This window comes from Nocardiopsis aegyptia, assembly GCF_013410755.1.
GTDB lineage: Bacteria > Actinomycetota > Actinomycetes > Streptosporangiales > Streptosporangiaceae > Nocardiopsis > Nocardiopsis aegyptia.
Window position 1 is genome coordinate 2,076,056 of record NZ_JACCFS010000001.1, and the last position, 25,243, is coordinate 2,101,298.

The 25,243-nt window shown below is 72.8% G+C and carries 19 protein-coding genes; 10 read left to right on the top strand and 9 right to left on the bottom strand.

The window, feature by feature from the left end; all coding sequences use genetic code 11:
- Positions 1–280: 280 nt before the first annotated feature.
- Positions 281–958, bottom strand: a complete 678-nt coding sequence (locus HNR10_RS09320) for a sirohydrochlorin chelatase (RefSeq protein WP_179822444.1) — start codon at positions 956–958, stop codon at positions 281–283.
- A gap of 835 nt (positions 959–1,793) precedes the next feature.
- On the opposite strand from HNR10_RS09320, the gene HNR10_RS09325 reads away from it, so the two are divergent.
- From HNR10_RS09325 to HNR10_RS09335, 3 genes are all read left to right on the top strand, one after another.
- The gene (locus HNR10_RS09325) at positions 1,794–2,612 is read left to right on the top strand and encodes a nucleotidyltransferase domain-containing protein (RefSeq protein ID WP_179822446.1); all 819 of its coding nucleotides are present in this window, start codon (positions 1,794–1,796) and stop codon (positions 2,610–2,612) included.
- A gap of 114 nt (positions 2,613–2,726) precedes the next feature.
- Positions 2,727–3,281: a peptide deformylase gene (gene def / locus HNR10_RS09330; protein ID WP_179822447.1), complete on the top strand. Its 555-nt coding sequence runs from the start codon at positions 2,727–2,729 to the stop codon at positions 3,279–3,281.
- Between the two features lie 193 nt (positions 3,282–3,474).
- The gene (locus tag HNR10_RS09335) at positions 3,475–4,446 is read left to right on the top strand and encodes a coiled-coil domain-containing protein (RefSeq protein ID WP_179822449.1); all 972 of its coding nucleotides are present in this window, start codon (positions 3,475–3,477) and stop codon (positions 4,444–4,446) included.
- A 45-nt stretch (positions 4,447–4,491) separates the two neighbouring features.
- On the opposite strand, the gene HNR10_RS09340 is transcribed toward HNR10_RS09335, so the two are convergent.
- From HNR10_RS09340 to HNR10_RS09350, 3 genes are all read right to left on the bottom strand, one after another.
- Positions 4,492–5,775: an MFS transporter gene (locus HNR10_RS09340; RefSeq protein WP_179822450.1), complete on the bottom strand. Its 1,284-nt coding sequence runs from the start codon at positions 5,773–5,775 to the stop codon at positions 4,492–4,494.
- A gap of 59 nt (positions 5,776–5,834) precedes the next feature.
- Complete coding sequence (locus HNR10_RS09345) at positions 5,835–6,626, bottom strand: alpha/beta hydrolase (protein WP_179822452.1); 792 nt, start codon at positions 6,624–6,626, stop codon at positions 5,835–5,837.
- A gap of 70 nt (positions 6,627–6,696) precedes the next feature.
- Positions 6,697–7,818 carry a CPBP family intramembrane glutamic endopeptidase gene (locus HNR10_RS09350; RefSeq protein WP_179822454.1) on the bottom strand — a complete coding sequence of 374 codons (1,122 nt, stop codon included), beginning with the start codon at positions 7,816–7,818 and terminating at the stop codon, positions 6,697–6,699.
- A 180-nt stretch (positions 7,819–7,998) separates the two neighbouring features.
- Here HNR10_RS09350 and HNR10_RS09355 point away from each other — a divergent pair, with 180 nt between their 5' ends.
- A complete protein-coding gene (locus tag HNR10_RS09355; protein WP_179822456.1) occupies positions 7,999–10,164 on the top strand; it encodes an elongation factor G-like protein EF-G2 in 2,166 nt (721 codons plus the stop codon).
- A 681-nt stretch (positions 10,165–10,845) separates the two neighbouring features.
- Here HNR10_RS09355 and HNR10_RS09360 read toward each other — a convergent pair.
- Both HNR10_RS09360 and HNR10_RS09365 read right to left on the bottom strand, forming a co-directional pair.
- A complete protein-coding gene (locus HNR10_RS09360; protein WP_179822457.1) occupies positions 10,846–11,649 on the bottom strand; it encodes a M48 family metallopeptidase in 804 nt (267 codons plus the stop codon).
- Positions 11,650–11,655: 6 nt separating this feature from the next.
- Entirely contained in the window at positions 11,656–13,692 is a 2,037-nt protein-coding gene (locus tag HNR10_RS09365) for an amidohydrolase (protein ID WP_179822459.1), read from the bottom strand.
- A gap of 491 nt (positions 13,693–14,183) precedes the next feature.
- Here HNR10_RS09365 and HNR10_RS09370 point away from each other — a divergent pair, with 491 nt between their 5' ends.
- Positions 14,184–15,281, top strand: a complete 1,098-nt coding sequence (locus HNR10_RS09370; protein WP_312889187.1) for an acyltransferase family protein — start codon at positions 14,184–14,186, stop codon at positions 15,279–15,281.
- Positions 15,282–15,368: 87 nt separating this feature from the next.
- Here the strand turns inward: HNR10_RS09370 and HNR10_RS09375 are convergent, their stop codons facing one another.
- A complete protein-coding gene (locus tag HNR10_RS09375; RefSeq protein ID WP_179822462.1) occupies positions 15,369–16,298 on the bottom strand; it encodes a CDP-alcohol phosphatidyltransferase family protein in 930 nt (309 codons plus the stop codon).
- A gap of 234 nt (positions 16,299–16,532) precedes the next feature.
- Here HNR10_RS09375 and HNR10_RS09380 point away from each other — a divergent pair, with 234 nt between their 5' ends.
- The gene (locus tag HNR10_RS09380) at positions 16,533–17,972 is read left to right on the top strand and encodes a GuaB1 family IMP dehydrogenase-related protein (protein WP_179822464.1); all 1,440 of its coding nucleotides are present in this window, start codon (positions 16,533–16,535) and stop codon (positions 17,970–17,972) included.
- A gap of 483 nt (positions 17,973–18,455) precedes the next feature.
- On the opposite strand, the gene HNR10_RS09385 is transcribed toward HNR10_RS09380, so the two are convergent.
- Entirely contained in the window at positions 18,456–19,229 is a 774-nt protein-coding gene (locus HNR10_RS09385; protein ID WP_179822466.1) for an endonuclease V, read from the bottom strand.
- Between the two features lie 199 nt (positions 19,230–19,428).
- Between HNR10_RS09385 and HNR10_RS09390 the strand changes: the two genes are divergently transcribed.
- From HNR10_RS09390 to HNR10_RS09405, 4 genes are all read left to right on the top strand, one after another.
- Positions 19,429–20,256 (top strand): ATP-binding cassette domain-containing protein, encoded by an 828-nt coding sequence (locus HNR10_RS09390; RefSeq protein ID WP_179822467.1) that lies wholly within the window; start codon positions 19,429–19,431, stop codon positions 20,254–20,256.
- Positions 20,257–20,437: 181 nt separating this feature from the next.
- Entirely contained in the window at positions 20,438–22,480 is a 2,043-nt protein-coding gene (locus HNR10_RS09395) for a YhgE/Pip domain-containing protein (protein WP_179829633.1), read from the top strand.
- A gap of 192 nt (positions 22,481–22,672) precedes the next feature.
- Positions 22,673–23,317, top strand: a complete 645-nt coding sequence (locus tag HNR10_RS09400) for a TetR/AcrR family transcriptional regulator (RefSeq protein WP_179822469.1) — start codon at positions 22,673–22,675, stop codon at positions 23,315–23,317.
- A gap of 32 nt (positions 23,318–23,349) precedes the next feature.
- Entirely contained in the window at positions 23,350–23,745 is a 396-nt protein-coding gene (locus HNR10_RS09405) for a DUF3592 domain-containing protein (RefSeq protein ID WP_179822470.1), read from the top strand.
- On the opposite strand, the gene HNR10_RS09410 is transcribed toward HNR10_RS09405, so the two are convergent.
- The gene (locus HNR10_RS09410) at positions 23,708–24,862 is read right to left on the bottom strand and encodes an antibiotic resistance protein VanZ (protein WP_179822472.1); all 1,155 of its coding nucleotides are present in this window, start codon (positions 24,860–24,862) and stop codon (positions 23,708–23,710) included. The two genes, HNR10_RS09405 and HNR10_RS09410, sit on opposite strands and share 38 nt — an antisense overlap.
- Positions 24,863–25,243 lie beyond the last annotated feature (381 nt).

Below are 25,243 nucleotides of genomic sequence, written 5' to 3' on the forward strand. Positions count from 1 at the left end.
CGTTGGTCCGTTGGCGGCGACCGCACGGGGAGCCCGCCCGGTCGCGAGGGCGCTCGGGCCGGCACGAGGAGTCCGGGGCCGGGAAAAGGGGCCGTTCCCGGTCCGTACCACTCCGCGCGGTCGGCGGCGCGGCACGGTGCCACAGTCTGGGTGCGGGGAGTTCCCGCCCGTTCGGACCCCTACCCATCCCGGCACCTCCGGTAACGGTGAGCGCACGCTTCGCACCGCGGTTTCCGGTCCCGCCGGCCCCGGTTCGGGCGCGCGGCGTGCCGCGGCCCCCTCAGGCCAGCCGGCCCTTGACCGCCCGGTGCTGGGCGAGGAGCGTGTCCACGACCAGTTCGGAGGGCCACAGCGGCGCGGTGATGGCGGTGACGTCCAGCCCGCGCAGCAGTTCGAAGTCGGGGCCGTCCACCAGGCGCCAGGCCGCCACGGCGACCCGTTCCCGGCCGGCCCGGCGCAGGCGGTCGACGGCGTCGAACACCGAGGGCGCCCACGTGCGCAGGTAGCCCACCTGGACCGGGGAGCCGAGGCGGCGGCTGAGCATGCGGGCCACGTCCATGACGACCTGGCGCTCCTCGGTGCCGGTGGTACCGTCCGCGGCCAGGACCACGCCGTCCTCGCGGCTCCATCCCGACTCGCCGAGGCGTCCGGCGAGGTCGGCGACGATGGACGGGACCGCGCCGAGGGGCGCGGTCTGGCAGACGTTGTCCAGTCCGCCCAGGCCGATGCGGGAGAGCAGGTGGGCGCTCGCGACGTCGCCTCCCGCGACGAACGCCGGGACGACCACCTTGGGTCCGTCGACGGAGCGGATGGTGGCGGTGACTTCGTCGGGGCTGCCGAAGGCGGCGGTCACGGGGACCTCTCCACGGCTGGCCACCGCCGCCGCGAGGCCGCACAGGGCCTCACGTCTGTGGGCGTCACGCGAGTCGTCGGCTACGAGGACCATGGTCGGGACCATTCCGGCTCCTTGGAATCGCTGCGAGATCTGCCGTTCTCCCCAGACAGTAATGAGGCACAGTTTCGGGAGGGTGCTCTCGTGTTACACGGATGAAAACAACGAACAATGGCTGTGATGGGTATCACCTGGGGGTGGCTTGGTGAATCATAACAATCGCCGAAAAGATGAGGCGTGTCCACATCTGCGGCCTGTGCTCTGCGCCGCCCCGCGCCCATGGCCGTCGGCGCCCGATTCCCGCGATATGCGCGACCAGGCCCAGGACCAGGGAACACGAGCACCGATCCCGCGCGGGTACGCTGTTACCGGCCGGTAGAACATGGCGGACGCCACACTCGGAATGACCCCGGAGCGCCGCCCGTTTTCGCGCAGAAGTTCTCTAGTGAAAAGCCACGGCAAAAGAATCCCATGCAGAGAACCGTGCGCATGCACGTGCGAAGGATTGCGCACGGGGACCGGAGGCCGGTTCCGGGGCCCGCCCCCTCCGGCGGAACGGCAGGGGCCGGGCCACGGAAAGGAAAGCGCCGTCCCATCCGCCCCGGAACGCCCCTTGCGCACCTCTCACGGGCCCGCGACCCCCTTTGCCACACCGACCCCGGACCTGTCAAGAGTGCCCGCTCCCCCTCTCCGGCATAGCCGTACACCACGTGACGTGGGGAGACAGGATGCAAGTCCGGCGTGATCACTTGCCATCATCAGCGGACCCGCCCAAACTTGGAGGTAGGAGGCGAGGCCCCCAGTGGCCCCACCAGGCTCGGGGCCGAGCACCAGCCACGGCGATCCGGTCCTCCCCCAACACCGGTCGCGCGCACGAACCCACCATCAGACTGGAGTGAGCATGGCCGTCCACCCTCGGGTGCAGACGCTGGCCCGGACCTTCCTCGCCAACGCGGACCAGGAGGCCCCCGGCCTGGTCGAAGGCCTCTATCTGACCGGTTCGGTCGCTCTGGGCGACTTCCGCCCGCACACCAGCGACGTCGACTTCGTCGTCGTCACCGCGCGCACCCCCGGTGGCCGCGAGGTCGAGCAGCTGCGCCGCGCGCACGCGCGCACCCGCTCGGACATGCCGCGGCCCCAGTTCAACGGCGTCCACGTCACCTGGGACCATCTCTCCCGCGACTCCGCCTCCTGCGGCCCCCTGCCCTCCGTGGTCGGCGGCCGCTTCCGCGAGCGCGCGACCTCCGACGTCAACCCGGCCACCTGGCACATCCTCGCCGAGCGCGGCATCCCGGTGCGCGGCCCGCACCCGGTCGAACTCGACGTGTGGGACGAGCCGGAGAGCCTGCGGGCCTGGTCACTGGGCTCCCTGGACGAGCACTGGCGCCGCTGGCGCGAACGGGCCGGACGGCTCGTCACCCCGCGCGGCCTCGCGGTCCTGGGCTCGCTCGCCCCCTCCTGGAGCGTGCTCAGCGTCAGCCGTCTGCACTTCACCCTCAAAACCGGCGAGACCACCTCCAAGTCCGGCGCGGGCTCCTACGCCCTGCACGCCTTCCCCGACCGCTGGCAGCGCATCGTCAACGAGTGCCTGCGTGTGCGCCGCGGCGTCCAGGCGCCCTCGCTGTACGAGAGCGCCCTCGCCCGCCGCCGGGCCGCCCTGGACTACATCGAGATGGTGCTGGACGAGTCGCTGCGCCCCGGCCTGGCCGTGTCGTCGTGACCCGGGCCGCCCGGGGCCCGGCCCGCGGGTAACGCCGGCCGCCCGCCGCGCGAACCCCTCCGTACCCGCGCATCCCGCACCGTCCCCTCCCCCGGCCCGGATACTCTGTGGGGCATGAGCATGCGCCCCATCGTCCGCTTCGGCGACCCCGTCCTCGTCACCCGGACCACGCCCGTCACCAAGTTCGACCAGCACACCGCGGCCCTGGTCCGGGACCTCCTGGACACCGTGGACGCCCCCGGTCGTGCCGGGCTCGCCGCCACCCAGATCGGGGTGGGGCTGCGCGTGTTCAGCTACAACGTCGAGGACCGCGTCGGCTACGTGATCAACCCCGAGATCGCCGAGCTGTCCGAGGAGACGCAGGAGGACGAGGAGGGCTGCCTGTCGGTCCCGCGGCTGTGGTATCCCACACGCCGGGCCGAGCGCGCCGTCGTCACCGGCGTCGACCTGCGCAACGAGCCGGTCACCGTCGAGGGCACCGGCCTGATGGCGCGGTGCCTGCAGCACGAGACCGACCACCTGGACGGCATGCTCTACCTCGACCGCCTGGACCCCGACACCCGTCGCCGGGCCCTGCGCGACGTCCGCCGCTCCGACTGGTTCATGCCCGCCGAGGCGCCCGAACCCGCCGGCGTCCAGCTGCCCAGCGCCTTCGGCGGCACCGCCTGAGACCGACCGTTCCACCCGTCCGGCCCCGTGCGGTCACCGACTCCGGGTATCTTCGGATCCGTCCCCGCGAGTCACGTACTAGGCATGTAACGCCAAGATCTCGTAAGGTCTGCTGAGTATCTCCCGCCCCACGGCACCCCCTCGTCTCGCCGTCGGCCCACCGAATGCGCTCAGACCGTCCACGGAGCAGAAGATGACACCCAGCCCTCGATTCCGAGTCCCACGCGCAGGCAGCGCCGCGCTGTCCGTCGGCGCGGTCTCCCTGGCACTGCTGCTCACGGTGCCCGGAGCCGCCTACGCCGAGCCGGACGACGAGATCGACATCGACGCGCTCAACGAGCGCGCCGAGGAGCTCGAGGAGACCTACGGCGGCGAGCTCCTCCAGTACAACGAGATCAAGGACCGCGTCGAAGAGGCGCAGGAGGACCTGGAGGAGATCGAGGAGCGCCTGGAGGGCTCCCGGTCCGGTGTGTCGAACATCGCCTCGGCCCAGTACAAGAACAACAACGGCTTCGATCCGGCGCTGCAGGTCGTCTTCTCCAGCGAACCCGAGGACATGTTCTCCGACGCCGCGACGCTGACCTACCTGGGCCAGAGCCAGTCCGAGCAGATCTCCGAGCTCATCGAGACGCGCGACGAGCAGGAGGAGGTCACCACCGAGCTCACCGAGGAGCTGGAGGAGGCCTCCGAGCTCGTCGACTCGCTGGAGGACCAGCGCGACGAGGTCGAGGCGGAGATCGAGGAGTACGAGGAGTCACAGATCCCGGAGACTCCCGGCAACGGCACGATCCCCGAGAGCGCGATGGGCGGCGGCTGGGACTCGACCACGGCCCGCATGGCCGGCATCCGCGACGACATCATCATGGCTTACGGCGCGCCCTACCCGGTCGGCTGCTGGCGGCCCAGCGCCGACGACCACGGCGACGGCCGCGCCTGCGACTTCATGATGAGCTCCGGCGGCGCCATCCCCTCCGCCGCGAACAACTCCCTCGGCGACCAGATCGCGCAGTACGCGATCGACAACGCCGACCGCCTCGGCGTGGACTACGTCATCTGGAAGCAGCGGATCTGGCACCGCAGCAACCGCCAGTGGGTGTTCATGAACGACCGCGGCGGCGCGACGGCCAACCACTACGACCACGTGCACATCTCGTCGGTCAACTAGCGCTCGGGCGCCCTTGAGACGGCGGCCCGATCGACCCCCAGGTGGTCACCGCGAGCGGGACCGCTCGCGGCCGGTCAGCGCCAGCGGGAGGACCCCGGCCAGCAGGACCGCCAGCAGGGCGAACGCCGGGCCGTAACCCATGAGCTGGATGACCAGCCCCATGCCCATCGCGCCCACGCCCGAGCCGGCGTCGAAGCCGATGTTCCACACCGCGCTGGCCCGGCCGTACCCGGTCGGACCGGCGCGGTTGAGCATGAGCATGACCGTCTCGTTCTGCACGGCGCCGAACCCGAGCCCGAACAGGGCCGCCCCCGCCAGCACCAGGGACGCGGCGGCCGGACCGGGCACCGAACCCTCCCCGCCGACGGTCCACAGACCGGCGGTCACCAGGGCCAGGCCGACGACCGCGGCGGCCATGCCGGGCAGGAGCAGCAGCGCGCGCCGGTACCGGTCGTGCAGCATCCCCGCGGTCCACCGGCCCACGACGACCGCCAGCGCCAGGGCCGCCAGCGTGCCGCTCACCAGCCACGCGGCCTGTTCCAGCGGGATGGCCAGGAACGTGATGACCGTGCTCGCCGACGTGGCGGCCACGAGCATGATCGCCAGCGGCGACGCCAGGAGCCGCAGCAGTGGGAGACCGACGGGGCCGGCGTCGCCCGCGCCGCCGTGGCGCGGCGCCGACCGCAGCGCCGAGCGGTTGCGCCCGCCGTCGGCGAACCAGATCCCGGCCGCCAGCACCGCCCCCAGGACGGAGCAGGCGCCGGTGATCCAGAACGCGGCGTCGAAGCCGATCTGGAGGGCCAGCGCCACGCCGCCGGGCAGGATGAGGACCTGCGGCAGGCCGACGGCGAGGCCGTAGTAGCCGGTGGCCCGGCCGACCTGCTCGTTCGGTACGAGTCGCGCGGCCAGGGCCGTACCGGCGACGCTGACCATCCCGAAACCGACGCCGCGCAGAGCGGAGACGGCGATCAGCGGGGCGAGGTCGGCGGTCACGGCGAAGAGGGGTGTGGGCAGCCCCATGATGAGACAGCCCACGGGGAAGGCCCAGCGGTAGCCGCCCCGCTCCAGGAGCCAGGGCATCATGAGCTGGGTGAGGACGGTCGTGAGCATGAACGCCGCCGTCGTGCTCCCCGCGCCGAACTCGCCCACCCCGCCCCGGCTGGCCCAGAGCGGGACCAGCGGCAGCACGGCGGCGAACCCGCACAGGCCCACCGCGGTCGCCGCGATGAGCAGCGCGAAGCCCCGTCCTCCCAGGCCGGGCAGCTCGTCGTGGGAGGTGTCCTGGGCGCCCGCTCCGCGGCGGGACGAAGGCCTACGGGGTCGGGTCATCCCTCCTTTGTAGTGGACCGCGACGGTCCTGTCGACGCCGTCCCCGGACGGCCCCGTGCTCAGTCCCCGGAGGGCCCGAGCCGTGCCCGGAGCCAGTCGCGCAGGCGCGCCGACAGCTCGGGGGTGACCGCGCGTTCGGCGTGCCCCATGCCCGGGACGATCCACAGGTCACGGGGCTCGCCCGCGGCCTCGTGGATGGCCGTGGCGTGCGCGACGGGGAAGTAGGTGTCGGCGTCGCCGTGCACCACGAGCAGCGGGGTCGGGCTGATGTGGCCCGCGACCTCGCGCGGCTCGGCCGGGCGCGGGTCCCAGCGGCGGTCGGTGACCCGCACCTGGCGGAAGCGCTCCAGGAAGAAGCGCCCGGCGGTGCGCTCGATACCGACGTGGAGCAGGCGCATCCGCCGGGTGCCGCGGTAGTACCAGCGGCTGGGGGCGCTGACCGAGACGACCGCGTCGACCCCGCCGAGGATGGCGGCGTGCCGCAGGGCCACGGCCGCGCCCATGGAGAAGCCGACCGTGGCCACCGTCGTGTAGCCCAGGCTCCTCAGCCGGGCGACGACGGCCTCCAGGTCGTGGATCTCGGCGTTGCCCAGGGTGCTGTGGCCCCCGGAGCGGTGGTGGCCGCGGAAGTCGAAGGTCATCACGTCGCCGACCGGCAGCAGGGCCTCGGCGATCGCCCGGGTGGCCGGGTTGCGGTGGGTGCCGGTGAACCCGTTGGCGAGGACCACGGCCGTGTCGCAGGGTTCGGCACCGCGCCGCAGCACGGCGTCGATGCCGACGCCGTCGGACGTCGTCAGCCAGAACCGGCGGTCCTGGGGGCGGGACAGTGGATGCTCGATTGCGTCGGACACCCGTCCATCCTGCCCGACGTGCCCCGGGTACGGGCATCCGGCCCCGGTGTGTCGGAAGCGCGGACGGCGCTCAGGGGCGGTCGCGGTGGGACTGCTCGTACTGGTCGCCGTAGGGCGGCTGCCCGTACGGGGAGGCGGGGCCGGGCCCGTACGGGTTCGGGGCGGCCGGGCGGTCGCCGTAGCGCTCCTCGTAGGGGCGTGGATCCGCCTGGGGCGCGGGCGCGCCGTAGGGCGGCTCCGGATACCCCGGCCCCCGGCCGTCGTAGCCGTGGTCGTCGTGGGCCTGGCCGTCATGACCGTGGCCGTCATGGCCGCGGTCGTCGTAGGCCTGACCGTCGTAGCCGTGGTCGTCGTGGACCGGTCCGTCGTCCTCGTACCCGTCACCGTCGTACCCGTCGTCCAGGTCGGCGCGAGCGGAGGCGGGCGGGAACACCAGGGAGCGCAGGTTCAGGGCCACGTGGACGGCCATCGGCACCCACAGGCTCTCGGTACCCAGGTAGAGGATCGTGAACAGGGCGCCGGAGGCTCCCGCGCTGACCAGCCCCCACCAGCCCTGGTAGACGTGGGCGACCGAGAACAGCAGCACCGACAGCACCGCGGCGATCCACAGCGGTACGCCCATCCCGGCCAGCAGGACGATGAACAACCCGCGGTAGAGCAGTTCCCCGAACACGCCGCCGGTCACCGCCGCGCCGCCGGCCAGCAGCCGCTCGACGGTCGTCCGCGGCACGAGGAGGCCCTGCGGGTGCCGTCCGGGCTCGGGCAGGGCGGCGGGCGCGGCCGAGGCCCGGCTCCCCCGGTGTCCGGAGCCGCGGCCCTTCCCCCGGCCGGACCGCCGGAACGGCAGGCCGTTGGTGAGGAGCCACAGCACGGCCAGCGCGACGAGTCCGCCGACGGCGCCGCCCGCGATCGGGCCCCAGGCCCCGGGAACGCGCAGGCCCAGATCACCGGCGCAGAGCCCCGGCGAGAGCGTCAGCACCGCGAGGACCAGCAGACCCCACAGGGCATGGGTCGCCATCGTGACGGCGTACAGGCGCCGCAGGGCGCGCCCGCCGTCGTGGCGGCTGCGGGCCAGGCGAGCGAACGCGAGCCGACCGAGGAGGGGTTCGCCGAACGCCGCGAAGAGGAGCAGCAGGACCGTCAGCAGGGTCCCGGCGAGGCTGAACTGAGGGAGAGTCTCCGACCAAGGCACGGGGCAATAGTAGGGCTCCCAAAGCCCGCATTGCGCACATGACGGATTCCGGACCCGATGACCTCTTGTGGACGGGGGGACGAACAGCGACCGTAGAGAGTGTCACAGGTCACATCGCGGGCGGTGGCACGAGCCACCCCGTGCGTCGCCCCGAACGCGTCGAAGGGCTGGGCAGCAGGGATGGTAGATCGAGCCGTAGTCGTACCGAGGGCCGATCGGCCCCAGAACATCCGCAACGTCGCACTCGTCGGCCCGACCGGCGCCGGGAAGACGAGCCTGGTCGAGGCCCTGCTCTTCGCGGCCGGGGGGCTCTCCCGGCCCGGTCGCGTGGAGGAGGGCACGACCGTCAGCGACCACGACGAGATCGAGATCCGGCAGAAGCGCTCCGTGCACCTCACCGTCAACCCGGTCATGGTGGGCGACGTCAAGGTCAACCTGCTGGACACCCCCGGATACGCCGACTTCATCGGTGCCATGCGCGCCGGGCTGCGGGGCGCCGACGCCGCCCTGTTCGTCGTCTCCGCCCTGGACGGCGTGGACGGGCGCACCCGCGTGCTGTGGCAGGAGTGCGCCGCCGTGGGCATGCCCCGCGCGGTGGCCGTCACCAAGATCGACCACCCGCGCGCCGACTACGACGACGTGGTCGCCCAGTGCCAGGAGGCCTTCGGCAGCGGGGTCCACCCCGCCTACGTGCCCGCGGTCGAGGGCACCGGGGACGACCGCCGCGTGGTGGGCGTGTGGGGCCTGGTCTCCGAGCGCTACTACGACTACTCCGACGGGGGCGGGTCCGGATCCGCCCCCGAGCCGCGCCCGGTGCCCGACTGGCTGCGCGAGGCCGCCGGCCCGCTGCGGGAGACGCTCATCGAGGAGGTCATCACCGAGAGCGAGGACGAGGCCCTCATGGAGCGCTACATGGAGGGCGGCGCGCTCGACCCGGACCTGCTCATCGCGGACCTGAAGCAGGCCGTGGCCGCCGGCGGCTTCCACCCCGTGCTGGCGCTCAGCCCCACCCACGGGGTCGGCGTGCGCGAGCTGCTGCGCGAACTCCCGCTGTCGTGCCCCGACCCCACCCGGCGCGCCTTTCCGGAGGTGGTCGCACCCGACGGGCGCCCGGTGCGCGGGCTGTCCTGCGACCCCGACGGACCGCTGGTCGCCGAGGTCCTGAGCACCACCAGCGATCCCTACGTCGGACGGGTCAGCACCGTACGGGTCTTCTCCGGCACGCTCACCGCCGACAGCCCGGTCCACCTGCACGGCCACGGCGTGCCCAGCGGCATGACCGGTTCGGACGAACACGACCGCAGCGGCGAGGACGAGCGCCTGGGCGCGCTGAACGTCACGCTGGGCAGGGACACCCGGCCGGTGGGCCAGGTCGTCGCCGGAGACCTGTGCCAGGTCTCCAAGCTGCCCACGGCCCGGACGGGCGACACGATCTCCGACCGCGACCGGCCGCTGCGCGTCTCGCCCTGGCGCTTCCCGCAGCCGCTGCTGCCGGTGGCGGTCAGCGCCGCCTCCGCCTCGGACGAGGACAAGCTGTCGCAGTCGGTGTCGCGCCTGGTCGCCGAGGACCCGTCGCTGCGGGTCGAGGTCAACGCGGAGACGCACCAGATGGTCCTGTGGAGCCTGGGCGAGGCCCATCTGGACGCGGCCCTGGACCGGTTGGAGCACCGCCACGGCGTGCGCGTGCGGACGGGGCCCGTACGGGTGCCGCTGCGCGAGACCTTCGCCGTCCCGGCACAGGGCATGGGCCGCAACGTCAAGCAGAGCGGCGGGCACGGCGAGTACGGCGTCTGCCGGATCAGGGTGGAGCCGCTGGAGTCGGGCTCGGGCCTGGAGTTCGTCGACGAGATCGTCGGCGGCGTCGTGCCGCGCCAGTTCGTCCCCTCGGTGGAGAAGGGCGTGCGCGCGCAGATGGCCGAGGGCGTGGACTCGGGATACCCGCTGGTGGACCTGCGGGTGACCCTCTACGACGGCAAGGCGCACTCGGTGGACTCCTCCGACATGGCCTTCCAGAAGGCGGGCCGCCTCGCCCTCAAGGACGCCGCGACCGCCGCGAAGCTGTCCATGCTGGAGCCGGTGGACGAGGTCACCGTCGAGGTGGACGAGTCCTACCTCGGCGCGGTGATGAGCGACCTGTCCGCCCGCCGCGGGCGCGTGGTCGGCACCGAGGCCGCCGACGGGGGCCGCGCGGTGGTCCGCGCCGAGGTGCCCACCCTGGAGATGACGCGCTACGCGGTCGAGCTGCGCTCGATCTCCCACGGCACCGGTGTGTTCACCCGGAACTACCTGCGCCACGAGACACTGCCGCCCCAGGTCGCCGCCCGCCTCCCCGCCCAACCCGCGTAAGCCCCCGCCACCGGGCCCCCGTGGGGTCGTTCACCTCGGGGTCCGCAGGCGGGGTCGAACGTGCACGAAGGACCTGCCTCGACCCCAGGGGTGAGATAGGCCGTTCAGCGCAGGAGTGTGGGGGTTGAAGCCGCACGAAACGGCCTACCTCAACCCCAGGGGGTTGAAGGTAGGCCGTTCGCTCATGGGGGCCACTGGGGGGGTTGGCTCGGGGCGCGCCAGTGTTCTGCAGGAGGAGACGGGGCCGCAGCGAGCTTGCGAGCAAGGCAAGTCGACGACGAAGAACACTGGCTACTCGGCGCCCAGCGTCCGAGCCTGCGAGGGCGCCGGAGAGCGCAGCGAGGGCGCCGACGCGTCCTGGAGGGCCTGGAGGTGCACTCCCGAGGAACGAGGGAGCGCACCGGAAGGACCGAAGGGCGCGTCTTCCGGGCGCACGAGCACGGGGCCAAAGCGAGGAACGAGCGGAGGCCCCAAAAAAGCACGAGGAGGGCGCCGACGCGTCCTGGAGGGCCTGGAGGTGCACTCCCGAGGAACGAGGGAGCGCACCGGAAGGACCGAAGGACGCGTCTCAAAGGCGCACGAGCACGGGGCCAAAGCTAAAAGGACTGCGCCGCAGGCGTCCGTTGAGGGTGGTGGCGGGCGACGGCGTGGGCACGAGCGGAGGCCCCAAGAAACACAGCCCTACAGCACCCGTCCCGGCCGGCTCCGGTCGGCCAGGGCGGCGAACCGGAAGGTGTTCACCGGGTGGCTGGAGAGGAGGTTCACCAGCAGGACGAAGAACCCGGTGTCGGTGTGGGCGCGTTCGGCGACGGCGTCGAAGTCGACGGACGTGTACAGGTACTTGCCCGCCACGAACAGCCGCAGCCCCTGCGCGCCCCCGGGACAGTACAGGTGGGCGTGGTTGTCGGCGGTGTACTCCTGTGCCCGGCTCAGCGTGCTGCCCACGCCGGGGATGACGTTGGCCACGGAGATACCGAAGTGCCGCAGGAAGGACGTGTGCCCGGCGGCGATGTGGCCGACCTCGTGGCCGATGACGAACCGCAGCGCGTCCGGGTCGGCGAGGCGGCCGCCCACCTCGAACAGGTCGCTGTTGATGGCCACGTACCGGCGGCTGCCGTGCCCCGACGCGAACGCGTTGAGCACGCCGTTGCCCAGGACGACGTAGGCCTCGGGCACACGGCGCATGTTGAACACCGCCGCGGCCTCGGCGACCATCCGGTGCGCCTCGGGGAACTGGTCCTCGGTGACGCGCACCCCGTTGATCCGCTGGCGCGCGAAGAGCTGGCCGCGCACGAAGTACACGAGCGCGGGGATGCTCAACAGCAGCAGCGGCTCGCCCGGCTCGCCGGAGTGGGCGCGGCTGGCCGCGCCCACGACCGCCAGGAACGTGACGGCCACGCACGCGAACAGGAGCCTGTTCTCCAGTGGATGGCGCAGGTCCCGCGCCAGACGGGGATCACCCCAGCGCCGGGTGATGATCCCCATCCGGGGTCACAGGCGGTACTCGGAGTCGGGCAGGTCGTCGTCGGGTCCGGGCGGGGGTGCCTGGTGGGCGTCGCCCCGCGGCGGGGGGCCGCCGAACGCCGGCCCCGAGGGCTGGCCGTGCGGCGGGCCCTGCGGGGGCGGTCCCTGGGGAGGTCCCTGCGGGTCCTGACCGTGCGGCGGGCCCTGCGGGTCGTCGTCCAGGATCGCGGCCATGTCCGCCGACAGCGTGGACTCCTCGGCCTTCTCGCTGCGCCACTCCTCGCGCAGTTCCTCGTCCTGTGCCCCGATGACGGCGTCCATGTCGGCGTCGTGGGTGGACTTGGCCGGGTCCTCCTGGTCGGGATCGGGCCAGGAGGAGGCCAGGAACGCGCTGTCGTAGGCGTCGTTGGCCTCCTGACCACCGGTCTCGGCGCGCGGCGCGTACGGCTCGCCCATGGGCGGGCCGTAGGAGCGCGGGGGCTGGTCGTAGGAGTCGGCGGGCGGGGCGTCGGCCGGAACCGGGCCGTAGCCGCTCGGGGGAGCCTGTTCGCCGGGCGGCGGGCCGAAGGGGTTCGCCGGGGCGGACTCCCCCGGCGGAGGGCCGAACGACTCGGCCTGCGCGGGCGCGTCGGCGGGCGGCGGGGCGTCGACGGGGAAGGGGTCCCCGACCGGCTCGGGTCCGGCGTCGTAGGACCGCCCCTCGTAGGCCCCGCCCATGGGCGCCGCGTCCGCCGCCGGCGGCGCCGACCGCTCGCTGCCCAGGTAGGACAGCGCCGCGACGGTGATCGCGGCGAGCCCGGCGCGCAGCGTGGGCTCGCGGGAGGGCGCGAAGAACGGCGAGTGGTTGCTGGGGACGTTGCCCATCTTCTCGTAGGGCGTGTCGCCCGGGGCCGCCTCCCACACGTCGTGCGGGGTGGCGCCCACGAACCAGAACACGTACGGGATGGGCTGCGGGTCGGCGGGCAGTCCGAAGCAGCTGAAGTCCTCCGTGCCCGGGAAGGGGTCGGGCAGGTGGATGACGTAGTCGTCACCGAAGTAGGCGTGGTGCGCGGCGGCCACCTCGGCGGTGCTGGTGGGGTCGTTGACCGTGATGCCGGCGCCCTCGAAGCGCTCGACCTCGGGCTCGCGCGTGGCGCCGGAGGCCGCGGCCTCCGCCCGGACGATGCGCTCGATGGCCGCTTCGAGCTGCCGGGCCACGTTGTCGTTGAGGGCCCGGGTGTTGACCTCGAGGTAGGCCTCGTCCGGGATGATGTTGGCCTTGGTCCCGGCCTGGATGCGTCCGACCGTGAGGACGGCCATCTCACTCGGGCTGATCTCCCGGGAGACCACGCCCTGGAGTCGCGTGACGATGTGCGCGGCGACGAGCACCGGGTCGATGGTGGTGTGCGGCTGGGAGGCGTGGCCGCCCTCGCCGAAGACACGCACCCGGTAGGAGTCGGCGGCGCCCAGGATGACGCCGGCCCGGTGGGAGATGAGTCCGGCGGGCTGCGGGCCCAGGTGCTGCCCGAGGATGACGTCGGGGCGGCCGAAGCGCTCGTAGAGCCCGTCGTCGATCATCGCCTGGGCGCCGTCGAGGGTCTCCTCGGCGGGCTGGGCGACGACCATGACGGTGCCGGTCCACTCCTCACGGCTCTCCGACAGCAGGTCGGCGGCGCCCACCAGGCACGCGGTGTGGGCGTCGTGGCCGCACGCGTGCATGACGGGGACCTCCTTGCCCTCGTCGTCGGTCGCGTGCGCCGTGCTGGCGTAGGGCAGACCGGTCCGCTCCTCCACGGGGAGGGCGTCCATGTCGGCGCGCAGCATCACCGTGGGGCCGGGGCCGTTGCGCAGGATGCCGACCACGCCGGTGCCGCCGACCCCCTTGTGGACCTCGTAGCCCGTGCGCGTCAGCCACTCGGCGACGCCGCTGGCGGTGCGATGTTCGGAGTGGGAGAGCTCCGGGTTCTTGTGCAGGTCGACATAGAACCCCTCGACGAGCGGAAAGATCTCGTCGAGGAGTCGCATGACCACGCTCCCGTGCTGGGCTGCACGATTGGGGTCCACCGCGTGCGGCACGGTTTCCACCGCCTTCTTCGTTCTCGACTGGGCGAACGCCTGCGCGACGCCTCGGCCTGGGTGCAGCCTATCGGCGCGACCGTCGCCGCCCCACACTGCCATGGTCACCCAAGGCGCACGCGTCCGCACCCATGGGTTACGATCCCCTGATAGTCGGCGCCCGGCACGGGGGTGAGCGACGTCACGCGATTTCTCCTGATTTGGCGAAACCCCTGGCGCACCCCACGATGTCTCAGTAGGGTAACGACGCACGAGTCGAATTCATCCGACCTTCGGTGCCCTTCTCCCGGGCCCAGCCGCCACGCGGCACCGACCCAGCGTTCCGACATCCCCCGTCGGCCACGGCCCCGTCCACCCGGGTCGTGAGCCCAGCGCACACCGTCATACCGCACCCGTCGTCTCGGAGACCGTTCGTGGCCTCATCCACCGTCAGTTCAGCGTCCCATCAGCCAGGGCCGGGGCCGGTCCCGGCCACCCTGACCACCGGTTCCGGGGGTCCGGTGTCCGAGAACACACCCGGGCGCGACGCGCGTCTCGACAACGCCAAGTTCATCCTGATCGCGCTGGTCGTCGTGGGCCACGCGATCGAACCGCTGCGCGACTACGGGCCCGCCAGTGCCCTCTACTACTGGATCTACTTCTTCCACATGCCCGCGTTCATCATGATCAGCGGCTACCTCTCGCGGTCCTTCGACGCCTCGTCGCGCCGCGTGGAGAAGCTGGTCGTGTCGCTGGCCGTGCCCTACCTCGTGTTCTGGTCGATCCACCAGTTGATCTACGGCGTCGAGCGCGGCGGGCTGCCCGACTCCCTGTCGGTGCTGCGGCCGACGTGGACCCTGTGGTTCCTGGTGGCACTGTTCATGTGGCGGCTGAGCGTGCCCGTGTGGCAGCGGCTGCGCTGGCCGGTGGCCATCGCGGTGCTCATCTCGGTGTTCGCCTCCACGACCGACCTGGGCGGCGGCACGCTGGCGATGGGCCGCGTCCTCAGCTTCCTGCCGTTCTTCGTGCTGGGCCTGAGCCTGCGGCGCGAGCACTTCGCCCACCTCGACCGGGTCTGGGTGCGGGTGCTGTCCGTGGCCGTGCTGGTCTCCACGGCGGTGCTCGCCGTCCCGATCTCCGACCGGCTGAGCCGGGACTGGCTGTTCTGGAAGGACAGTCTCACCGACCGGGACATCGACCCGATCATGCCCAGCATGGGGATTCGGCTCGCGTTCATGGGGCTGGCGCTGGCGATGACCATCGCCATGCTCGCGCTCACGCCCAAGCGCCAGATGTGGATCACGTCGCTCGGCGCCTACACGCTCTTCGTGTACCTCGGGCACTCGGTGGCCCTGATCCTGCTCAAGGCGACGCCCTGGTACGAGGAGGTGGGCGGAGCCGTGGGCCTGGCCCTGTCGATCGGGATCGGCATCGGCCTCACACTGCTCCTGTGCACCCCGTGGGCCCGCGCGTGCCTGAAGTGGGCGGTGGAGCCACGGCTGACGTGGCTCCTGCGCGGGGACGCCCCGGCCCCCCGGACGACGGCGAACCGCGAGGCGGCCGCCGGAGAGGTTCCGGCCGACGTGACCGGCGTGGGATCCGCTCCCGACAGGTCCTGACCCGCACCCCGCCCCGCGGGGACCGCGTACCCGAGCGAAGGCCCCCGGGTGCCCTCCTGAGAGGGGCCCGGGGGCCTTCGCGCGACATCAGCTCTCGCCGGCCGCCACGGGGACGGTGGAGGTCATCTCCCTGCGCCGGGCCTCGAAGCGCCGCGTCTCCCGCCACAGGCGCAGCACCAGGACGACCTCGAAGAAGGCCAGGGCCAGGCAGGACAGCACCGCGATGGGGATGATGAGGCTGTTGAGCGGTGTGAAGAGGGACACCAGCGCGGTCACCGGAGCCACCACGCACACGAACATCTCGAACTCGATGCCGCTGAACAGGTGCGGCCGGACCCGGTGCCGGAGCAACTGGTCCCGGACCCGGGCGTAGAGGGATCCGCCGCCCCCGGCCGCGGGACGCGCCGGGGCGTCCGCCTCCGCGTCCCCGCCCTCGTTCTCGGGGTCGTCGTCGCCCACCGCCGCCGCGCGGATCCGCTCCTCGTCGCCCGAGGCCTCCGCGAGCACCTGCCGCATCGTCTTGCGGGTCTTGGCGACCTGGGCGGCGTTGAGGTAGCGCAGCAGGTCGAAGAAGACGACGACCGGCGCGACGACCAGGTAGGCGACGTTCCCCGTGGCCGCCCACTGGCCGATGAGCAGCGCCATCAGGCAGCCGAAGAAGCGGATCCGGTCGAAGACGAAGTCCACCCAGGCGCCGAACACCGTCCCGTTGCCCTTGAGTCGGGCGATCTTGCCGTCCATGCAGTCGAGCACGAAGCTGAGGTGGAACAGCAGTCCGCCCAGGACGAGCCACGCCCAGGAGGCGGGGACCTGCCAGCCCGGCAGCGCGAAGCACACCGCGGACGCCAGTCCCAGCACGCCGGCACCGAGCGTGAGCTGGTTCGGCGTCAGGTTGGTACGGTTGGCGGTCCAGACCACGAGTCGGCCCGCGAGCGGATCGACCAGGAAGACCGTCCACCAGGCGTCCCTGGGCTTGTAGGTCTCTTCCTTGACTTGCGCGAACGTGAAACGCGACATTCGGGTTCTCCAGAAGTGCCCGTTCCCACACGCCATCGTCCGGTCGCGCTCAGGCACAGACCGTGGACACGGGAAGGGGCCGAGTAGGCGGGAATCGAGTCATCATGCCAGATCGGGGGTCGCCCGACCTAATCGATGACGGCATACTTGACTGGTAAGAGGGGGATCAACAGGCGGCCGCGTGCGGGAGCAGCGGATGGTCCACCCCCTTCGGTCTCGACCGAGGTAGAGGCATTGCGCTTTCTCAACGACCAGGTCCCGCAGCAGGACCTCACCTACAGCGACGTGTTCATGGTTCCGAGCCGCAGCGCCGTGGGGTCGCGCCTGAGCGTCGACCTGTCGTCGCCGGACGGCACTGGCACCACCATCCCGCTGGTCGTGGCGAACATGACCGCGGTCGCCGGACGCCGGATGGCCGAGACGGTCGCCCGGCGCGGCGGGATCACCGTCATCCCGCAGGACATCCCCTTCGAGGTGGTGGCCGACGTCGTCTCCTGGACCAAGCGGCGCCACCTGGTCTACGACACCGCGATCACGCTCAACCCGGCCGGCACGGTCGGCGAGGCGCTCAACCTGCTGCCCAAGCGCGCGCACAACGCCGTGATCGTGGTCGACGACGCCCGCCGGCCGCTCGGCGTGGTCACGGAGGCCGACTGCGCCGGCGTCGACCGGTTCGCGCAGCTGCGCGACGTCATGTCCACCGAACTGCTCACCATCCCGGACGGCACGGAGCCCCAGGAGGCGTTCGGGATACTGCACGACTTCCGGCACCGCCTCGCCCCGGTGGTCGACGCCGAGGGCGGCCTGGTGGGCGTGCTCACCCGGACGGGCGCTCTGCGCTCCACCCTGTACACGCCCGCGGTGGACGACGCGAACCGCCTGCGGATCGCGGCGGCCGTCGGCATCAACGGCGACGTGGCCGGCAAGGCCGCCGAGCTGCTGGACGCCGGTGTGGACACGCTCGTGATCGACACCGCGCACGGCCACCAGGAGAAGATGGTCGCCGCGGTCGCCAAGGTGCGCGCGCTCGCGCCGAACGTGCCGATCGTGGCGGGCAACATCGTCACCGCCCAGGGCACCCGCGACCTCGTCGAGGCGGGCGCCGACATCGTCAAGGTCGGGGTGGGCCCCGGTGCGATGTGCACCACGCGGATGATGACGGCCGTGGGCCGCCCGCAGTTCTCCGCGGTCCTGGAGTGCGCCGAGGCCGCGCACGAGCTGGGCGCCCACGTGTGGGCCGACGGCGGCGTGCGCCACCCGCGCGACGTCGCCCTGGCGCTGGCCGCGGGCGCGTCCAACGTCATGGTGGGCTCCTGGTTCGCCGGGACCTACGAGTCGCCCGGCGACGTCATGCGCGACGCCCAGGGCCTGCAGTACAAGGAGAGCTTCGGCATGGCGTCGGCGCGCGCGGTCCGGCTGCGCACGGCCGACGACACCCCGTTCGAGCGCGCCCGCAAGGCGCTGTTCGAGGAGGGGATCTCCACCGGGCGCATGTACCTGGACCCGGAACGGCCCAGCGTGGAGGACCTGATCGACCAGATCATCGCCGGTGTGCGCAGCTCGATGACCTACGCGGGCGCCACGTCGCTCGCGGAGTTCCGCGAGCGCGCGGTCGTCGGCGTCCAGAGCGCGGCGGGCTACAACGAGGGACGGCCGGTTCCGACCAGCTGGTAGGGGTGCTGTGTTTTCTTGGGGCCTCCGCCTGTGTTTTTCTTGGGGCCTCCGCCTGTGTTTTTCTTGGGGCCTCCGCTCGTTCCTCGCTTTGGCCCCGTGCTCGTGCGCCCGGAAGACGCGCCCTTCGGTCCTTCCGGTGCACTCCCTCGTTCCTCGGGAGTGCACCTCCAGGCCCTCCAGGACGCGTCGGCGCCCTCGCTGCGCTCTCCGGCGCCCTCGCAGGCTCGGGCGCGGGGCGCCGGGAGGCCAGTGTTCTTCGGCCTCGTTCGTGCTGGCGCTCGTTCCTCGCTTCAGCTACGCCCTCGGCCTGCAGAACACTGGCGCGCCCCGAGCCAACCCCCCTATGGCCTGCAATGCGCGACGGCCTACCTCTCACCCCCTTGGGGCGGGGTAGGCCGTCTTCGGCAGCTCCAACCCCCTGCGCACCCGCGGGCTGGACGGCCTACCTCTCGCCCCCCCCGGGGCGGGTGGGCTGTGTGAGGGCTAGGGGGCGTCGTCGCGTGCGGCGAGGACCGCTTTGCGGTGCTCGCCGCACAGGCGGTCGGCGTGCCGGACGGGTTCGGGCACCCGGTACCTGGGTGACAGGCGCAGCACCAGGTCGGCGGCGCCCTCCAGGTCCACCCGGTGGCCCACGGACACGTAGACCGGCTTGACCCCGGCGCGGGTGCGCAGCACCCGGCCGATGACCTCCGCGCCCTCCGCGGCCAGGGCGGCGGAGTCCGCCACCACCTCCGAGCGGCCCGCGACCATGGGCGTCCACGAGCCGCGCTCGTCGCCGGGCTCGGAGTGCTTGCCGTAGAGCACCGACTTCGCCGACCCCATCACCGGCGCGTCCAGAAGGACCCCCAGGTGGCAGGCAACGCCGAACCGCCGCGGGTGGGCCAGGCCGAACCCGTCGCACAGGTAGACGTCGGGCGTGACCGAGAGCCGCCCCAGCGCCTCCAGGACGGGCGGCGACTCCCGGAAGGCGAACAGCCCGGAGATGTAGGGGAAGGACGGCTCCGCCGAGAAGACGGCGGAGTCCACCACCTCCATCGTGCGCACGTCCAGCACGACGGCCGCCGCGGACAGCGCCGAGTCGTCCCTGGCGTAGCTGACGTCCAGCCCGGCGACGTACCGGACGGCGTCGGCGTCCAGCGGCTCCTCACGCACCCGGCCCGCCATCTCGCGCTGCAGCGCGGTGGCCTCCTTCGGCTCCCGCGGCCACAGCCCCGGGTCGTCCAGTACGCGCCTGACGCGCTCGGCGATCTCCGACATCCCGTCTCCCTCCATCGGTCGGCCCGCTCCATCCTCGCCTACCCGGTCGCGACCTCGCGCACGTAAAAAGCGGGTCGGCTCCGCGCGCGGTGCGTTGTGCGGGAGCACACAGTCCCCAACGCTCGGGCGGAGGGGCTCCCAGGAGTACTGTTTCTTTTGAACTGACTGGTCAGTTCAAAAACGAAGGGAGGCCATCAGCATGCGTCGGGCCACCGGAGCTCGCGTCCACGCCGAGGACGTCACACTCGGCACGCGCGAAGGCACCGTCTACTCGGGCGTGGGGTTCACCGCCAGGCCGGGGACGCTCACCGTCTTCCAGGCCGACTCCGGCGGCGGGCGCAGCGCCCTGCTGCTGACGCTCACCGGCCGGATGAAGCCCTCGTCGGGCACCCTGCACGTCGACGGTTTCTCCCTGCCCCGGCAGGCGCGCAGGGCCCGGCGGATCAGCGCGCTCGGCCTGATGGAGGGCGTCAACGACCTCGACGACCGGCTCCGGGTCCGCGAGCACCTCGCCGAGGGCCTGCTGCTGCGGATGCGCCCGGCCGCGCGCGGCACCACGGACGAGGCCATGGCCGCCGCCGGGCTCGGCGACCTGGACCGGTCGACACTGGTCAAGGAGCTGCCCATGCTGGAGCGGCGGCGCTTCGGCACTGCTCTGGCCCTGGTCAACGAGCCGCGGCTGCTGGCGGTCGACGACGTCGACGCCGGACTGTGCCGCGAGCACCAGGCCGACATGTGGCGGACCCTGCGCGACCTCACCTCGGCAGGACTCACCGTGATCGCCACGTGCGCCGACCCCACGGCCCTGGTCGAGGGCCCCGACGCCCTCGACCGCGACGTCCAGGGGCCCTTCCCCATCCGGCAGGGAGCCGACGACTCCGACGCGGACGGCTCCCCGGCCGACGACGCCGAGCCCGCCGGCCCGGACGGCGCGCGGCGCGGCAGGCACGCGGCCCCCGACTCGATCGCCCTCGACGACCTCCTCCACCACCGCAACGAAGGGAACCCCACCAGTGGCCAGGCGTAGACTCCGGCGCGCCGAGCGTGCGAGGCCGCAGAAAGGACCGGCGCGGGGCGCGCCGGGGACCGCAGGAGGAGTCTCTGCCGTCGGCGAGCCTGCGAGCCAGGCAGAAGAGACGACGAAGGCGCCCGCGCGAAGCGCCCCGCGCTACCGCCCCTTCGCGGTGCCCCGCCTCGGACTGCTCACCATGCGGTCCTTCCTGCGCTCCCCGCTGCCGACCGCGGCGCTGGCGGCGCTCCTCATCATCCCGCTGCTGTACTCCGGCATGTACCTGTGGTCCTTCTGGGACCCCTTCGGCCGGATGGAGCACCTGCCCATCGCCCTGGTCAACGAGGACGTCCCCGTCGAGGTGGGCGACCGCGAGGTCGCCGCGGGCGACGAGCTCGCCGACACCCTCATGGACGGCGCCGACCTGGACTGGCGGCTGGTCGACGCCGACGAGGCCGCCCGGGGCGTGGCCGACGGCACCTACTACGTGTCACTGACCATCCCGTCCCGGTTCAGCGAGAACCTGACCTCGCCCTCGCGCGATCGCGAGCAGCCCGTCCCGGCCATGCTCGTGGCCAACTACAACGACTCCAACAGCTACATCGTCCGGTCCCTGGCCGGAGCCGCGTTCAAGGAGGTCCGCGAGGCCGCGGCCGAGTCCGCGATCAGCGACTACCTCGACGAGATCTTCCTCGGCTTCAACGAGATCCACGGGTCCACGGAGGACGCCGCCGAGGGCGCCGACGAGCTGGCCGGCGGCGCCGACTCGGCAGAGGAGGGCTCCGGGGAACTGTCCACGGGCATCGGCGAGGCGCACACCGGCGCCGGGTCGCTCAGCAGCGGCCTGGCCGAGCTCTACACCGGTTCCCAGGACCTGGCCACCGGCGCCACGACCGCCTCCGACGAGGTCTCCACCCAGGTGGAGAAGCTGGACGAGGTCGCCGACGAGTGGCTCCCCCAGTTGGAGGAGGACCTGCCGGGCCTCCAGGAGCGCGCGCGGACGGTGTCGCGGATCGCGGACGACCTGTCCACCGCCCTGGACGCCCTGCCCGAGGAGATCGACACCACGGAGATGACCGCGGTCGACCAGCGCCTGACGGAGTACCTGGAGGCCCATCCCGACCTGGAGACCGAGCAGCCCGAGCTGCACACGCTGCTCACCGACGTCCAGGACGCGCTGGGGGTCGGACTGTCCACCGCGGAGTACGTCAACGACAACCGGGAGGACATCCGGTCGGCCTCCGAGGAGGCCTCGGAGCTGAGCTCGGACGCGGCACAGCTCGCCGAGGACCTGCCGGACATGGTCGACAAGGCCGAGGGCGCCCGCGACGACGTCGACGAGCTGGCCGAGGGGCTGGAGGAGATCGCCTCGGGCGCCCGCGCCCTGCGCGACGGGCTCAGCGACGCCTCCGACGGCGCCGACGACCTCGACGAGGGACTGGGAGAGCTGAGCGGGGGCGCGGACGACCTGCACGACGGCCTGGGCGACCTGTCCGAGGGGTCGGACGAGCTCGCCGAGGGCCTGGCCGAGGGGGTCGAGGAGATCCCCACCTACTCCGACGGGGGCCGGACGACGGCGGCCGACATGATGAGCCGGCCGGTCCGCCTGGACACCGAGGTCGACAACGAGTCGCCCAACTACGGCACCGGGTTCGCGCCGTTCTTCGTGCCGCTGTCGCTGTGGGTGGGTGCCATGGTGGTGTTCATGGTGCTGCCCGCCCTGTCCTCCCGGGCCCTGGCCTCGACCGCCGCCTCCTGGCGGGTGGCGCTGGCCGGACGGGTCGTCCCCCTGCTGCTGGGGGCGGGGCAGGTCGCGGTGATGCTCACGGCACTGCACCTGCTGCTGGGCCTGGAGGCCGAGCGCTGGCCCCTGATGATCGCGTTCCTGCTGCTGACCTCCGCCGCCTTCACCGCCACGGTCCAGTACCTGAACGTCCGGTTCAACGCGGCGGGGCGGGTGGTCGCGCTGGCCCTGCTGGTCCTGCAGCTGACCTCGGCCGGGGGCACCTACCCGATCGAGACGAGCCCCGCGTTCTTCCAGGCCGTCGGGCCGTACCTGCCCCTGCACTGGGCCGTGACGGCGATGCGCCACCTGATCGGCGGCGGGGACATGGTCCTGGTGTGGCAGGCCTTCGGCGTGATGTCGCTGTGGCTCGTGGTCCCCCTTCTGCTCACGTGGCGGGCGGTCGAGCGCAAGCGGACCTGGACCATGAGCACCCTCTACCCCGCGCTCAAGCTCTGAGCAGGGGCCGACCGTGCCGACCGGACGGCCGCGCCCGGGTAGCGTGGGAGGACGCCGCCCGGCGCGGACCCCACGCGCGGTCCCGCGCCGCCGGACCGCCGCGGCCCACGAGCCGGCCGCCGGCCGGTGACGAGTCGTAGGAAGGAGACGGACGCGCCCGCCCCGAGGGCCGGGACGTCGTCCAACCCCCAGATGAGTGTGCGCACCCCGAGCGGTGACCGCCCGATGAGCAGACGCCGTGAGGCCACACGCCAGCGCCTGTTCGAGGCGGCGATCACGCTGATCTCCGAGCAGGGGTACGACGCCACGACCGTCGACGAGATCGCCGAGCGGGCCGGGGTCGCCAAGGGCACCGTCTACTACAACTTCGGCGGCAAGAGCGAGCTGTACACGGCCCTGATGGAGTGGGGCGTGACCCGACTGGCCCAGACCCTGGCCGAGGCGGTGCCGGCCCCCGGCGCGGGCGTGCCCCCGCGCGCCGCGCTCGCGGGCGTCCTGCGCGCCGGCGTGGTGTTCATCGGCGCGCACGAGGCGCTGGCCCGGATGCTCATGGCCGAGGCCTGGCGCACCAACCGGGCCTGGTACACGGCGGTCCACCAGATCCGCACCGAGGCGATCGGGGTGATCACCTCCCTGCTGGACGACCTGGCGCGCGAGGGGCTGGTCCGGCCGGACCTCGACACCGCCCTGGCGGGATCGGCGCTGTTCGGCATGGTGGTGAGCGTGGCCCTGGACTGGCGTACGCTCCAGCCCGAACGCCCGATCGAGGACATCCACGCGACCCTGGCGCACATGGCGGACGGCCTGGTCGGCCCGCCGACGGCCCCTCCGTCCTAGCCAGCGACCCTTCCGAGAGGACATCCCCCACGATGGCCGAGCTCTATCCCCTGATCCCCATTGTCGCGGGCCTCGTCCTGTTGTGGACGGTCACCCGCGAGACCCGCCTCGAACTGCGCCTGGTGCGCCACGGCGTGCGCGCCAAGGGCCGGATCATCGGCTACCACGAGACGTCGACCGCCTCCCGGATGATCGTGCAGTTCCGGACCGAGGACGGCCAGGAGATCCACGCCGAGCACGAGAGCTCGGGCTGGACCGCCTCACGGTCCGGTGAGATCGTCACCGTCTCCTACGACCCGGAGGTGCCCGAGCTGGCCCGGATCGTCTCCGGCCCCTGGCTCTCCCGCTACGTGCGGGTGATGTTCGGCGGGCTCGGGGCGCTCCTGGTGCTCATCGGCCTGCTGCTGGGCTATCTGGCGTGGGGTTGACGCCCGCCCCGGCCCCGGCGGGCTCGACCGGCGCGGCGTAGCGGACCAGGCGGTCGGGCAGGCCGCCGTCCAGGACCGACCGGGTCCGGACCCGCACCCCGCACACCAGGTCGGCCAGACCCGCGCGGTCCGGCCGCACGACCGCCGTGCTCCCGTGGAGGGCGACCACGGCGAGCGCGCCCCAGGCCGGGCCCACGGCGAGCAGCAGGGCGACCGGGACCTGGAGCAGCAGTGTGCGCACCAGGACCCGCCACCGCGCGGCCGATCGCGGCTCGGTCGGCACGGTCAGGGCCAGGTGCACCGCGGCGGCGCCCAGCGTGGCGCGGTCGCGGCGCAGTTGGGGCAGGACCAGGGCGAAGACGGCGGCGCATCCGAGCAGTGCGGCGATCCGGACCTCGTCGACGGCGGTGGGCCGGACGACCTCGTAGGCCCGCAGGAGCGCCACCAGGGCGGCCGCGCCGTACCACCACAGGCCCAGGTCCAGCAGCGCGCCGGTCATCCGGCGCCCGAGGTCGGGGACCAGGCGGTCGGGCAGGGCGGCGGGCCACCCGCGCGCGGGGCCCGTGGGCCACAGCGGGAGGACCCAGCGGGCGAGCAGCCAGCCGGTGAGGGTCCCGGCGGCGCCGAGGGCGACCAGGACCGGCGAGGTGTCCGCGTACGCGCACGGGTACAGCCCCAGCAGTCCGGTGACGCGCAGGAGGGCGGCGACCGCGGCGAGGCCGGTGCCCAGGACCAGCGTGACCGGCCAGCCGCGCCGGAAGCGCCAGCGGGCCAGGAAGCCGACCGGCAGGAAGAGCGCGAAGGCCAGGGCCATCGCGCGGGGCGTGTCGGCGGGAGCCGGCCACGGGAGGGCGGAGCCCTGCCGTGCCCCGCCCACGGACGGGTCGAGGGCGCACAGACCGTCGGCGTTGGCGGGCAGTGGCCAGACGGCGTAGAGGGCCAGCCCGGCGCCGGTGGCGAGCGCGGCCGTGGTGAGCCGCCCCGGCCAGCCGTGCTGGCGCCCGTAACGGCGGTGCTGGCCGCGCAGGTAGAGCGCGGCGGCGATGACGACGATCAGGGGCGCGGCGGCGACCGCCACGTCGATGGCGGCCTGTCCTCCGCCGAACGGTTGGCCCATCAGTGGGTTGGGGCGCGCGCCCCTCACGGCCGGGTCGGCCGCGCCGGGGGAAGGCGCCCTCCTCCTTCCGAGAAGTGGTACCGCGTACCGCGCTTCGCGGCCGCCGGTGACGGGGCGCGGGAGGCGACGGCGCGCCATGACCGTCCGGCCACGGGAATGCGCCCGCTCCGCCCCGCAACGCTAGTACGCCGTGTGGGGACACGTGCCCCGAACAGCGAATTCCGCCTCCGCGACCCCCTCGCGGAGCGAATATCGCCACACCCCCTGTTGACTCTTATGACGTTTGTCCTATTCTGCAGTGGCCCTACCTCGTGAGTAACCGCCTGATGACTGGACATATCTGCCCAACATGGCAGACTGCCTCAGCGCGCGGAAAAGGCC

Excerpts from the sequence above, each read along its gene's own strand:
- HNR10_RS09320 (WP_179822444.1), bottom strand. The coding sequence starts at position 958 with ATGGTCCCGACCATGGTCCTCGTAGCCGACGACTCGCGTGACGCCCAC.
- HNR10_RS09325 (WP_179822446.1), top strand. The coding sequence starts at position 1,794 with ATGGCCGTCCACCCTCGGGTGCAGACGCTGGCCCGGACCTTCCTCGCC.
- def (WP_179822447.1), top strand. The coding sequence starts at position 2,727 with ATGAGCATGCGCCCCATCGTCCGCTTCGGCGACCCCGTCCTCGTCACC.
- HNR10_RS09335 (WP_179822449.1), top strand. The coding sequence starts at position 3,475 with ATGACACCCAGCCCTCGATTCCGAGTCCCACGCGCAGGCAGCGCCGCG.
- HNR10_RS09340 (WP_179822450.1), bottom strand. The coding sequence starts at position 5,775 with ATGACCCGACCCCGTAGGCCTTCGTCCCGCCGCGGAGCGGGCGCCCAG.
- HNR10_RS09355 (WP_179822456.1), top strand. The coding sequence starts at position 7,999 with ATGGTAGATCGAGCCGTAGTCGTACCGAGGGCCGATCGGCCCCAGAAC.
- HNR10_RS09360 (WP_179822457.1), bottom strand. The coding sequence starts at position 11,649 with ATGGGGATCATCACCCGGCGCTGGGGTGATCCCCGTCTGGCGCGGGAC.
- HNR10_RS09375 (WP_179822462.1), bottom strand. The coding sequence starts at position 16,298 with ATGTCGCGTTTCACGTTCGCGCAAGTCAAGGAAGAGACCTACAAGCCC.
- HNR10_RS09385 (WP_179822466.1), bottom strand. The coding sequence starts at position 19,229 with ATGTCGGAGATCGCCGAGCGCGTCAGGCGCGTACTGGACGACCCGGGG.
- HNR10_RS09390 (WP_179822467.1), top strand. The coding sequence starts at position 19,429 with ATGCGTCGGGCCACCGGAGCTCGCGTCCACGCCGAGGACGTCACACTC.
- HNR10_RS09395 (WP_179829633.1), top strand. The coding sequence starts at position 20,438 with ATGCGGTCCTTCCTGCGCTCCCCGCTGCCGACCGCGGCGCTGGCGGCG.
- HNR10_RS09400 (WP_179822469.1), top strand. The coding sequence starts at position 22,673 with ATGAGTGTGCGCACCCCGAGCGGTGACCGCCCGATGAGCAGACGCCGT.
- HNR10_RS09405 (WP_179822470.1), top strand. The coding sequence starts at position 23,350 with ATGGCCGAGCTCTATCCCCTGATCCCCATTGTCGCGGGCCTCGTCCTG.
- HNR10_RS09410 (WP_179822472.1), bottom strand. The coding sequence starts at position 24,862 with ATGGGCCAACCGTTCGGCGGAGGACAGGCCGCCATCGACGTGGCGGTC.